The sequence below is a fragment of the Azospirillum sp. Marseille-Q6669 genome (assembly GCF_965111635.1).
In genome coordinates, this window is sequence record NZ_CBCOOP010000007.1 from 184,629 (window position 1) to 197,213 (window position 12,585).

Genomic DNA, 12,585 nt, shown 5'->3' on the forward strand with positions numbered 1-12,585 from the left:
AGGCAGGAACGGGCCGGTTCTATACCCTGGATCTCGGCCACCGTCACAGTCCTCTCTTGGCTCCTTTCCGGGGCCCCTCTTACGGCGGCGCCAGGGCCAGCTCCGCTTCGATCAGCCGGCTGACGAGATCCGGCATCAGGGTTTCGGCCTTCCACCCCAAACGAGCCGCGGCCTTGGCCGGGTTGCCGACGCTGCGATGAATGTCCATCGGCCGCAGGTTCGTGGCACCCTGGACCACATGCTCCCGCCAGTCTATGCCGAAATGCGCGAAGGCTGTCCGGACGAAGTCCTCCAGCGCGTGCATGCGGCCGGTGGCGATGACGAAATCATCCGGTTCCTCCTGCTGGAGCATCCGCCACATGGCGTCCACATATTCCGGCGCCCAGCCCCAGTCGCGCGCCACCGCGAGGTTGCCCAGCTCCAGCGTCTTCACCCGGCCCTGCGCCACCGCGATGGCTCCGCGGACAATCTTACGGGTGACGAAGCGCGCGGGACGCAGCGGCGACTCGTGGTTGAACAGGATGCCGGAGCAGGCATAGAGCCCGTAGGCCTGCCGGTAGTTGGCGACCATCCAATGCGCCGCCGACTTGGCGACGCCATAAGGGCTGCAGGGGCGGAAGGCGGTCGCCTCACCGGCCGGCTCGTCCAGGGTGTTGCCGAAGCTCTCGCTGGAGGAGGCGTGGTAGAAGCGCGCGTCCACCCCCAGGAAGCGGATGGCCTCCAGGATGTTCAGCGTGCCGTTCAGGATGCTGTCGATCGTCTCGACCGGCTGCTCGAAGGACAGCCCCACCGCCGACTGGGCCGAGAGATTGTAGATCTCGTTGGGCTTCACCGCCCGGATCACCTGCACGATGCTGCGGAAATCGTGCAGGGTCGCCGAATGGACGTTCACCTGGTCACGGATGCCCAGGATTGTCAGATTGCGGAACGACGCGATCTCGCAGTCCCGCGAGGTGCCATGGACGGTGTAGCCGCGGTCGAGCAGATGCCGGGCAAGATAGCTTCCATCCTGCCCGGACACCCCGAAGATCAGTGCGGTCCGCGCCACGGCGGCTCCTCCGGCGGAATCAGGCCCGGCGTCCCGCCGCCTCGCGCTCGAAACGCGCGAGGTCGCTCGACACCATCTCGCGCACCAGTTCCGGGAAGGTGGTGGTGTGCTTCCATCCCAGCTTGGAGTGGGCCTTGGACGGATCGCCCAGCAGCAGATCCACCTCGGTCGGGCGGAAATAGCGCGGATCGACCTCGATCAGCACGTCGCCGGTCGCCACGTCCACGCCCTTCTCGTCCACGCCCGTGCCGCGCCATTCGATCTTGCGGCCCACGCAATCGAAGGCCAACTCCACGAACTCGCGGATCGAATGGGTCTCGCCGGTGGCGAGGACGTAATCGTCGGCCTTGTCCTGCTGCAGGATGCGCCACATGCCTTCGACGTAGTCCCGGGCGTGGCCCCAGTCGCGCTTGGCGTCCAGGTTGCCGAGATAGAGCGCCTTCTGCAGGCCGAGCTGGATGGCCGCGACGGCGCGGGTGATCTTGCGGGTGACGAAGGTCTCGCCGCGGGTCGGACCCTCATGATTGAACAGGATGCCGTTGGAGGCGTGCATCCCATAGGCCTCACGGTAATTCACCGTGATCCAGTAGGCGTAGAGCTTTGCCGCCGCGTAGGGGCTGCGCGGGTAGAAGGGCGTCGTCTCCTTCTGTGGCGTCTCCTGCACGAGGCCGTACAGCTCGGAGGTGGAAGCCTGGTAGAAGCGCGTCTTCTGCTCCAGACCAAGAATGCGGATCGCCTCCAGCAGGCGCAGCGTGCCGAGCCCGTCGGAGTTCGCCGTGTATTCCGGAGTCTCGAAACTCACCTGCACATGGCTCTGGGCGGCGAGGTTGTAGATCTCGTCGGGCTGGACTTCCTGCACGATGCGGATCAGGTTGGTCGCATCGGTCAGATCGCCGTAATGCATCCGGAAACGGACGTTGCCCTCATGAACGTCATGGTACAGATGCTCCACCCGCTCGGTGTTGAACGAGGACGAGCGCCGCTTGACACCGTGGACGGTGTAGCCCTTCGAAAGCAGAAGCTCCGCGAGATAGGCGCCGTCCTGTCCCGTAACACCAGTGATCAAAGCAACCTTGCTCAACGCTCGCTCCTGTTTCAGAGATCGTGATCTTCCACGCTCCAGGCGGTATGTCGCGCACCGAAGCCATTCCCCGATACCGCCCAGCCACCCAGCCCAAGCTGGAGACCGGTGATCGCACCCCTCGCAAGGGCTGTGCATGAGTGCGCGGTTCCATTACGCGCGTCAACATCTTTGCTGTCTGGCCAGTCCATATCCACAGGCTTGTCGCAGCCCCAAAGCGTGTCTAGGAGCAGGCATCGAGCTGCCCCCTTCTCTTGACGCCGGTTGACAAGACATTGGCTTTAAGCAATTTTACGAATAAAAGTGCAAACCGAAGTTTTAAAATATGCTCCAATGATCTCCGCAAACATCGCTGGGGCATATCGCATACGATGCAGGACAGAATTATGAAAGATAAAAACAATACTGAAAGCCAGACCATTGGAATAGGCGTCATTACCTACAATCGCGTTGATTGTCTTGCCAAAACTATCAAAAAAATCAAAGAAAATACAAATCATTCATACGAAATAATCGTCGCCGATGATGGATCATCTGACGACACTAAGCTATTTCTTGAAGAAAATGAAATAAATTACGTAACAGGACAAAACAAAGGAATATCATGGAACAAAAATAGAGCCCTGTTTTACTTGAATAATTTTACGCAAGCCGATTTATATTTTATCATTGAAGACGACTCGTATCCGATCGAGCCGGAATGGGAGGCCCCATGGGTTGAAGCCCTGAACCTCTGGGGGCACATCAACCTTCTGCCTCCCTGGTATCAGGACAAAATCGTCGGAGGGGCGGGCGTACCGCAGGATCCGTACATATGCCGCTCACTGACGGCGCAGGTGTCCGCCTTTACGAAAGAGGTGATTTCCTATTGCGGATACTACGACACGCGGTTCAAGCATTATGGTTTTGAACACGCCGATCACACCATCCGGATCGTCAAGGCGGGGTACGGCGGCCGACCCATTCCGACCGAAAACCCGCATGAGGCCGACTTCTTCTATCTCTCTCACGGCTTTTCGGTCGACACCGGGCACTCCTACTACAACGAAGCCCATGTGGCGGCCAACGGGCGCGTGCTGGACGAGGTGATCAAGGACGAGATCCATCGTCCGGCTTGGCGTGGCGACGATGAGATGAAAGAGTTCCGCCGGGAGATCACGGAGGCGCTGCGTCGGCGCTCCTCCTGATGGGACCGTGCGGCAGCTTTTTCAGGATACCCTCACCATGACCCATTTGCCTGCACGCCCCTCCGAACCGGAAAACGGCGGCACGACCACCGGCGATCTGGGACGACCCTCGGCAACCGCCCCCTTTTATGGACGGGTGGAAGCATGGGACGGGACGCGTGTGACCGGCTGGGTGCTATCCGTCACGGCGCCCGACACGCCCGTTCCGCTCATCGTCTCGGCCGGCACGGGTGAGGCGGTTTTCACGCCCGACCGCGAGAGCGGAAGCCTCTCGCAGTTGCTGGGCCGCCCGGTGCCCTGCGGCTTCGCCCTGGATATCGCCTCCCTGTTCCCCGGGATCGACCCGGCGCGCACCCCCGTCGCCCTACGTGTCGCCGCGACCGGCCATGTCCTGGAGAACGGCCTGTCTCTGTCCGCCAGCCGCAAGGTGGAGGCGAATGTCGACAGCGTGGAAGGGGCGCGGGTCATTGGCTGGGCGGTCAATGCCGAGGATGAGCGGGAAACGGTCGAACTCGATGTCCTGGTCGACGACCGCATCGTTGCCAGAGCGGTCGCCAATCAGCAGCGCCGCGATCTCCTGAGCCGCTTCGCCACCTGCGACCATGGATTCGAGGTTCTGCTCACCGTCCGGTCGGGCCGTACCCTGCAACTGTGCGACCGGCGCAGCGGCGCGGTGGTGTTCGGCCCCCTCGCCATCGAGCTGAACGAGGCCGAGGCCGACCGGACCGACGCGCTGTCGGATCGGCTGGACGAGCTTGCCGGCATTCTGCGGGAAATCCGGGCCGAGGTGCCTCGGCGGCGGGTGTCCTCCGCCCGGTCCATTGCCGACTACGCCGCCTATTTCGACGACCATTACAGCGAAACCTCCATGCGCCGGCTCCAACTGCCGAAGCGGGCCGCCGCGCTGGAGAAACGCCCGCTCTTCTCGGTGCTGATGCCGGTCTGCGATCCGCCGCTGTGGATGCTGGCGGAGGCGATCGAGTCCGTCCGCGCCCAAGCCTATGGGGAGTGGGAGCTCTGCATCGCCGACGATGCGTCCCGCGACGACGCGGTGCGCATGCTGATCCAGCGGGAAGCTGCCCGCGATGCCCGAATCCGCGCGGTGTTCAGCGGAACCCGGAGCGGTGTCAGCGCCAACACCAACCGGGCGCTGTCCTTGGCGACCGGAAGCCATGTGGCCTTTCTCGACCATGACGACCGGCTGGCCGTCGATGCCCTGCTCTGCATGGCGGAGGAACTGGCCAAGGCGCCCTCCCCCGTTCTCTACAGCGACGAAGACCGGATCGCCCCCGACGGCCGGCACACCGCTCCCGCCTTCAAGCCGGATTTCGATCCCGAACTGCTGCAATCCATCAACTATGTCTGCCATTTCCTGGTGGTCGAGCGGCGGCTGATGCTTGAGGTCGGAGGACTCCGCGAGGGGACCGAGGGCGTCCAGGACCATGATCTGGTGCTGCGCCTTCTGGAACGGGTCGGCGCCGGCGGCATCCGGCATATTCCCCGAATCCTCTACCATTGGCGCATCAACCCGACTTCGCTGTCGGGGGGCGGTGACCCAGCCGCCATCATGGCCGGAATTGAGCGCGTGGTGGGCGAGCACCAGCGGCGCATCGGAAGTCGCGCCACCGTCACGGCCGACCACGAGACGCGGAGCCGGTCGGGCGGGCTGTTCTGTGCCCGTGTCCGTTACTCCCTCCCCTCGCCCGCCCCGAAGGTAACCATCGTCATCCCGACCAAGGATGCGGTGGATCTGGTTCGGGACTGCGTATCCAGCCTTCTGAGCAGGACCGATTACCCCAACTACGAGATCATCCTGGTCGATCACGACAGCACCGATCCTCGGTCGCGCCCCTTCTTCGACTCGTTGGCGCGTGATCCGCGGCTTCGTGTCGCCGGATTCCGCGGTCCCTTCAACTGGGCCGCCATCAACAACGCCGCAGCCGGCGCCAGCCAGAGCGACGCGCTGTGCTTCCTCAACAACGACATCGTCGCCATCACCCCGGATTGGCTGAGCGAGATGGTGGCCCTGCTCGCCCGGCCCGGAGTCGGGGCGGTAGGGGCGAAATTGCTCTACCCCAACAACACGGTTCAGCACGCCGGCGTCGTCCTCGGCGCCGATGGCGCGGCCGGGCACGCCTTCGTGGGACTTGGCGCCGACGAGCCGGGACATCTTGGCCAAGCCGCGCTGCCCCGCACCGTCTCGGCGGTCACCGGCGCCTGCCTGCTGACCTCGAGGGCCGCTTTCGAAGCGGTCGGAGGGTTTGACATGGTGCATCTGCCCGTCGCCTATGCGGACGTCGATTACTGCCTGAAGCTCCAACAGGCAGGACTACGGGTTCTGTGGACGCCGCACGCGCGGCTCTATCACCTCGAAACCCAGACGCGCGGCACCGACGATACGCCAGAGAAGATGGCCCGCCTGGCCGGAGAAGCCCGCCATCTGCGAAACCGCTGGGGCGAGCGCCTGTCCAACGATCCCTGTTACAACCCGCATTTCGAACCGCTGGGCCCACCATACCGCCTGCTGCGCCCCTTGCCGGAGTGACCGGACATCCGACTTAGAGCGCGGATCAAAACCCAGCCTTAGTGGAGCCAAGCCATTGATTCTGCTCGGTTTGAAAGAGGTTTTGATCGGCACTCTTAAGCGGCAGAACGGTCAAATCCTGGAATTATCGCGATCCCTCAAGTGAAAGGCATCAACGATGAATCTTGGCGTCGTCATCAATTTCTGCACAAATGAAAAGCGCTTCATCAATGCGTGTATCAACAGCGTTTCAAAAATTGCCAAGCAAATTGTCGTTCCGGTAAGTGACCATTTTTTTGATGGAGAGCCCGAGGACCTTGATCTAGTAAAACGAATTGCCAACGCAAATTCTGATGCTGAATTCACTGTATATAATGCACAAAATCAATATCAACCACGCCCAGGTATTTATTCGCGTGCGCTAGGCGTTTCAAAATTACGCTCAGAAATCGATTGGGTTCTTTTTCTTGACTGCGATGAAATCGTAGACACAGATATATTTTCTTTGTACTTAGAGAAAGGCGATTGGAGAAACTATGATACCATTGCGCTAAGCAATTATTGGTATTTCCGTGATCCGACAATTCGGGCAAAAACCTTGGAGACATCAGCCGTCCTCATTCGACGGGAATTTGTGAGAATTGACCCTGCGGATCAATCTGGAGACCGCCAGCAGGTTCATCAATATGTAAAAGGACGGCAAGTGCGAAATGTAACTCACGAAGGCCAGGTAATGATACATCACTTTTCGTGGGTCAGAAGTAAAGACGAAATGTTAAAGAAAGTTATATCTTGGGGACATAAAGGCGAACGCGACTGGGTATCTTCAGTAGAAGAAGAATTCTCTCGCCCGTTCAACGGAACCTGTTTCGTGAACGATTACACTTTCGATATTGTCGAAAACAAGTTCAATCTGTAATAACATCCCCGCCGACGAATTTTTCTCGGCGGGGGCTAAATTCTCGGTTAGGCTTGAAAGATCGGAATTTTTTTTCTTTCTGAAAACAGCTTGCAAGCCAAGAGTGCATTGTTGAGAAGGTGCCGGGCGCCGCTTTCAATCGATATTTTTTCCGAGAACCAATCCCTGCAATAGGAACCAACACGCTCGCGCAAAGCTTGGTCTTCGATAAATTTGGATAGAGCCTTTTCATAATCTTCCAAATCCCGCCTCACCTCTTCCGGAGGCAAAGCCATTTCGATATCACATCCTTGCATGCAAACGATCGGCATTCCCTCAGAAATGGCCAGGGCGATGCTTGTACCGCCACCGGCGCGGAAAGGATTGAGGTAAATAGAGCAATGCTCGTAAAGTGCCCTGAGGTCTTTCTCGAACGGAATACTATAGATTCGCTTCCGGACATTCTTGGAATAGGCTTTCGCACATTCATCGATCATGCCGACTGAATCAGAGTTCGGCCCAACGAGTGTCCAAGCCAGCTCCTCATACCGATCCAGGGCCCGCATGGCGATATGGCAGAAGTTATCGCTAATCTCATGCGGCAGCCGGTTGCCAACCGTAACCATGATAATCGAATGGTTGGCAAACGGGAGTTCTAACCTCTGGTAGGACTTCAGCTTCTTGAAGGGAGTAAAGCCAATCCTTCCATTAACCCAACGCTCACGGTTTTCCAGATGAATATCCCCTTGATCAACAATACGTCCGTTCGAGAGGAACAAATCTGCATCATATCGAGGCCTTTGCAAAATATTAGTCTGGTGATATATAAAGGGATATTTTTTATATATGCCCCCAGAGAAGATAAACGAATCGTCGGCTACGCCATGATAATTAATTATGCAATGTGGAGAAAACTCATCAATGCAGCTGAAAACATGATCAACGTAATTGATCATCTGACTTGGCTTGGTGCAGTAAACTATCTTCAGGCGATCGCAAATGTTGCCATCTCCATTTTTCACACATTCCGAAATTATTTGATCATGATAGCACTTGAAATGATTGCTTCCGTCGAAATTCTGTGGAACGACCTCATCTGTTGAGAGGATCATGACTTCAGAATTCTTGTTAACACGAAGAATTGCTATTGCATGATCAATAATAAGACGCAGCACCGAATGCTCCGCAAAGCCCCGAAGCGTCGACTGAATCAATAGAATCTTAGAAGGGTCTACAGATTCGAGAACAAGATTTGGTTCAGAAAAGGCAGCGTGGTCCTCAATCTGTTTTGAAAGCACTTCTCGCACAGTAAGAATTACTGGATGGACCAAGCCCCAAACCTGCGGCTGGAACTCCCACTGACAAAGCTCAGCATGCACCGTTGCAAGAACATTGCAATCCGCTCCAGACGCAATCAGGGTCCGGCACACTCTGTCGAGAATGCTCCAGTCTTTGCTTGCAGCCGACATACTCTGAAAAACAAGGAACGTATCCAAGTCGAATGTGCGAAACAGTTGCCCAACGGCCAATTCAAGCGCGTGTTCAGTGTGTTTGATCCAGGATAGAACTCGAAGAACCATTTGCGCTCGTGTCTGCGCGTCTTCGTCAGTTGTGCGAACGATGGAAACAATGACCTTCCCCCACATGTCGGCATTGTCTTCAGTACGGTATCCGCTGTTTTCAACAGGAAGCTCTAGACGTGCCTTGACTATATTTTGGCCGACATGCTTGGGCAATTCCGTAAAGTCGAAATTAATTGCAACATCCATCAAGTCAAATTTGCTCAATCGAGCGGTCGCGAGAAGACTATAACCGTCCGCTTCCAGATTTCTTCCACTACGTCGCAGCATGGACAGAAGCTTGGTGAAAACGCTTTTTTCAAAATTTGAGAAATGAAGAGCCATCTGCAAATGATATATTGCAATATCATTTGCTCCAATGTGCTCATAACAAAATGCCGCTTTAATATGCCACTGATATACCTGAAAGTTAATGGTCAGAGCATGCTGCATATATTTCAATGCATGATCATACTTATCAAATTGAATAAAAGTATCCGCTATGCTCTCAAGCCAACGGCCATTTCCCATGCTAATACGGTGAATTTTATCGGCAAGCTTACTTGCCCCTTCAGTATCGTTTTCCTGCAAACGACGGGATATGATCGAAAAATATGAATTGCAGATTGTCTCGTCAAATTCATTAGATGAAAGTGCAATGTGGAGAGCTGCTATAGAATTTTCCTCCAGAAGAAAGCGATTCATTTCTTCAATAGCACTCATTTTAACCCCCTGTGATCCGGTACTCTAAACTCGATCATTTCGAATTCAGGAAAATCCAGAATCGATACGCAGCTACTCAACAAGAAAATCTATTGGATTTTTCCTGTATCATAGCCTTGATATGCCTTACGGACCTCACGCCACGTTGAAAAAACGGGCGTGAGTGGGTAAAGCAAGAGATTACAAAGATGGGCCACGTCCCGGTTTCCCAGAAGGCAGCCCATCCTCATAGCACGAACACCAAGCCGTCAATGAGCAGAGAGTGCCGGTTCCTTGGAATGGTACTCGGCAACGGAGCCGACCACATGATCGATATCCGCCTCCGTCAGTTCCGTGAAGAACGGAAGGCCGAGGGTATGGATGCCAAGACGACGGGTTTCAGGAAGCGGCTTCACGTTGTAGGAGGCGAAGGCCGGATGCTGATGGCACCCGCTGCGCCACCACCGCCGGGTTTCGATTCCGCGCTGAGCCAAGTGGTTGGAAAGCTGATAACCGTCTCCCACGGTTTCAATGACCATGTAATTAGCCACATAATCCTGCCCGACTCCAAACGGCGTGACTCCGGAGACGTTACGAAGTTTTTCCCAGTAATAATTCCGGATCTGGGCCAACCGCGAGCGAGTCTCCTGCCACGCATCGAGCGACGCAAGCCCAACCGCGCAGTTGTATTCGCTCATCTTGGCGTTGGTTCCCAGCACCTGCGCAACCGAGGTGGTGGAAAAGCCGAAATTCGACATTTGGCGAATCCGCTCCACGACGTCGGGGTCGGTGCAGAGAATAATGGCGCCTTCCGCCGCCGCCAGCGATTTGGTCGCGTGCAGGCTGATGACGATGGGAATGGTTCCGACGCGGAAGCTGTCCCGCCCGATCGCATCGAAGCTGGCGGCGGCGTCGCACACCACCGGAATGCCCTTGCGCTCCGAAAAACGCTCCCACTTGTCGGTGTCCACCAAGCTTCCGAACGGCGACACCATCACGATACCCGAGGCGCTGCGCACATCCTGCTCGTCAAGAAGATCCAGGTTGAGCGTCCAGGTCTCGGCATCGACGTCGGCGAAGACCGGAGACAGCCCGGCCGCCGCGATGGCGTGAGGAGTCGCGGCGAAGGTCCAGGATGGGCAAATGGCTTGACGGTCCGGCCTCTGCAACCCGATCGCCTGCAAGGCGAGCGTGATGCCGATGGTGGCGTTCGACACCAGGACGACCTGATCGGCGCCCAGGCCGAAATGGGCGGCGATGCGGGCCTGGAATTCCTTGTACAGCGGGCCGAAATTCGCATACCAGCGCGCCTCGTCGATGCGCTCGAGATACGGAAGAAGCTTCGACGCGGTCGGCAATTTGGGACGAAAAACAGGGATCATGGAGAGCTTCTCTTCTTGCGGCCCGCCGCTGGGCAGGATGCGGGATTGCATTCAAGATCGCAGGGAAAGGATTTGTTTGGGCGGATCAATTATAGGACCGGATACCCCCCGGTTACACTGCCGCCTGCAAATGACATTGTCGGATTCTCAACATGCCGGATCATCAACAGGATGCGGTGAACAAGTTTCGTCGCTATCGATGATCGTCCTGGGCTTTTTCCCATGCAAGGTACTCGGCCTCCCTTTGCAGAAGGCTGTCCGCACGGGTGCTGATCTGCTTGGCGGGGTTGCCGGCCATGATGGCGTATTCGTCCACATCCTTCCGGATCAGCGACAAGGCGCCGACGCTGGCGCCCAAGCCGATGGTGACGCCCGGCAGAATGACGCTTCCAGCGCCGATGATGACATGCCGTCCCAGAAAGACCGGCGCACTGCGCACATTCAGGAAGGCCGCTGGCACCGTCGGGTTGGTCAGCGCGCCACCCGAATAATCATCGGTGGATGAGAAAATCGATACTCGCGCCGACAGGCCCGCGAAATCCTCAAGCTCGATCTTTGCCTGTCCAACCAATGAGCAATAGGCGGCGATGTGCACATTGCGACCCACCCGGATTCCATCCGGCCCCGCGCTGAGAATGCAGAAAGGATCAATGCGGACATGATCCCCGAAAGACATTCTCTCTGCACCGAAAAGCCGAACACTTCGATCGATTCGCACATTGCGGCCAATCGAACGGAGCCCCATCTCCATAAGCTCATCGCGACTGAACAGGTGGGGGCTCGTCATTCAGAGAATCCTGTTGATGCCTTGTTCCATCGCTTCCCATCCTGGCGCCACAGCCAAACGGCATTTGCCTTTAGCCGAGGCTTCAGAAAATCTTACTTTCAGCCCTTTGCGAGAAGCGTGTTCGGGAGAATACACCAACGGGAATACTCTGTCCACGAGCGTTCATAGCGCTATCGGGATAAAGTCTGGCCGCTTGTTTTCAACAGCGCGATGCCCGGTTCGCCGCGGCGGTGATGGGGTGCGCCCGTCCCATCACCCGTCGCAGAGACGCAGCGGTCGTCGTCAGCTGCCGGCGGTTGAGTTCTCCAGCGTTTCAACCCGTCCCGCCAGTTCCTGGAGGGCCCGGATCAGCGGGGCAATGAACTCGCCGTAGCGTAGCCCGTGGCGGTCGGCATCCGGCTCATAGACGTAACCGGCCATGTCCATCCCCAACCGGTCCAGCACTGCCTTGACCTCCTGGGCGATCAGGCCATAGTGCGGACGCCGGTGTTGCTTGACGCAGGCCGGGCGCATGACCTCCTCGACCTCCAGCGTCTCGGTTTCCGGCACCGGGTGCAGGCGCTGCCTCCCTTCATCATCAAGAAGAGGACGGCCTTCGGAATCGAACAGTGGCTCGTAACGGAGGACAGCCTCCTCGACCGTCTCTTCCACCGGAAACACCCGGTACTGGCCCTCGACCATGCGGATCTCCTCGCCGACCCTGACGCGACGAACGGTCTTCACCCGCTCGATGGTCCGGCGGGCGACTTCGCCGGGATCGTCGATGTCGGCGAAACGGTACTGAACCGGCCGCAACGCCTTGATGAAGTCGATTCCCAGGGTGCAGTCCGCCACGTTGCTTTTGCTGCGCGCGTCGGAGGTCTGGATCGATGCGTTGATTGCGTAAACGTCATCCCAACGCGCGGCCGGAGCGCCCAGGTGGTGAGCGCCATCGGCCATCGGAAGGATGTTTCCGGCGACCGTGACCTGGGCCGGCAGAAACTTGGCGATCGCCACGCCACTCACCCGGAGTTCCAGCGGCGTCCGCGCGGCGACTCCGAAATAGCCGGTGTCCAGGAAGGCCACGCCGCCAAGCGCCGGGCCTTCGACGCCGAGATAAGCCATGTTCGGGCTGCCGTCGCCATGGCCGCTGGACGACACGGCCAGCTTGACGGAGGCGCCCGTTGCGGTCGCCGCGGCCGGCGACAGCAGCAACGTCTCCCCGGCCATGGCCACCGAGCGTGAGCCGAAGCAGGCCAATCCCGAGAAAGCCGGGTTCACCGCACGGGCCAACCCCGCCCGCAACTGGGCAACACTGGCTTGGCGGGTCTGGCCGGATTGAACCACGGGCATGATCTCCTCGCCGGAAAGCGCCGTTGCGCCGGGCAGTTGGGAGATCCTAACGGTCTGAGACATGGCAGCTCTACTCCTGGATCAG

General features: G+C 57.9%; 9 protein-coding genes. 3 read left to right on the forward strand and 6 right to left on the reverse strand.

Features of this window, described 5'->3' with window-relative positions; genetic code table 11:
* Positions 1 to 79 precede the first annotated feature (79 nt).
* Entirely contained in the window at positions 80 to 1,048 is a 969-nt protein-coding gene (locus ACWPXE_RS32225) for a GDP-mannose 4,6-dehydratase (protein ID WP_237908207.1), read from the reverse strand.
* Positions 1,049 to 1,067: 19 nt separating this feature from the next.
* The gene (gene gmd, locus ACWPXE_RS32230) at positions 1,068 to 2,129 is read right to left on the reverse strand and encodes a GDP-mannose 4,6-dehydratase (protein ID WP_454021106.1); all 1,062 of its coding nucleotides are present in this window, start codon (positions 2,127 to 2,129) and stop codon (positions 1,068 to 1,070) included.
* 386 nt (positions 2,130 to 2,515) lie between these two features.
* Between gmd and ACWPXE_RS32235 the strand changes: the two genes are divergently transcribed.
* From ACWPXE_RS32235 to ACWPXE_RS32245, 3 genes are all read left to right on the forward strand, one after another.
* The gene (locus ACWPXE_RS32235) at positions 2,516 to 3,316 is read left to right on the forward strand and encodes a glycosyltransferase family 2 protein (RefSeq protein ID WP_454021107.1); all 801 of its coding nucleotides are present in this window, start codon (positions 2,516 to 2,518) and stop codon (positions 3,314 to 3,316) included.
* 37 nt (positions 3,317 to 3,353) lie between these two features.
* Positions 3,354 to 5,861 (forward strand): glycosyltransferase, encoded by a 2,508-nt coding sequence (locus ACWPXE_RS32240; protein ID WP_454021108.1) that lies wholly within the window; start codon positions 3,354 to 3,356, stop codon positions 5,859 to 5,861.
* 157 nt (positions 5,862 to 6,018) lie between these two features.
* Positions 6,019 to 6,759, forward strand: a complete 741-nt coding sequence (locus tag ACWPXE_RS32245; RefSeq protein WP_454021109.1) for a hypothetical protein — start codon at positions 6,019 to 6,021, stop codon at positions 6,757 to 6,759.
* 47 nt (positions 6,760 to 6,806) lie between these two features.
* Here ACWPXE_RS32245 and ACWPXE_RS32250 read toward each other — a convergent pair whose 3' ends face one another.
* From ACWPXE_RS32250 to ACWPXE_RS32265, 4 genes are all read right to left on the reverse strand, one after another.
* Positions 6,807 to 9,020 carry a hypothetical protein gene (locus tag ACWPXE_RS32250; protein WP_454021110.1) on the reverse strand — a complete coding sequence of 738 codons (2,214 nt, stop codon included), beginning with the start codon at positions 9,018 to 9,020 and terminating at the stop codon, positions 6,807 to 6,809.
* A 248-nt stretch (positions 9,021 to 9,268) separates the two neighbouring features.
* Positions 9,269 to 10,432: a DegT/DnrJ/EryC1/StrS family aminotransferase gene (locus ACWPXE_RS32255; protein ID WP_454021111.1), complete on the reverse strand. Its 1,164-nt coding sequence runs from the start codon at positions 10,430 to 10,432 to the stop codon at positions 9,269 to 9,271.
* A 142-nt stretch (positions 10,433 to 10,574) separates the two neighbouring features.
* Positions 10,575 to 11,168 (reverse strand): acyltransferase, encoded by a 594-nt coding sequence (locus ACWPXE_RS32260; protein ID WP_454021112.1) that lies wholly within the window; start codon positions 11,166 to 11,168, stop codon positions 10,575 to 10,577.
* A 282-nt stretch (positions 11,169 to 11,450) separates the two neighbouring features.
* Positions 11,451 to 12,563, reverse strand: coding sequence for a tail fiber domain-containing protein (locus ACWPXE_RS32265; protein WP_454021113.1), 1,113 nt, complete (start codon positions 12,561 to 12,563; stop codon positions 11,451 to 11,453).
* Positions 12,564 to 12,585 lie beyond the last annotated feature (22 nt).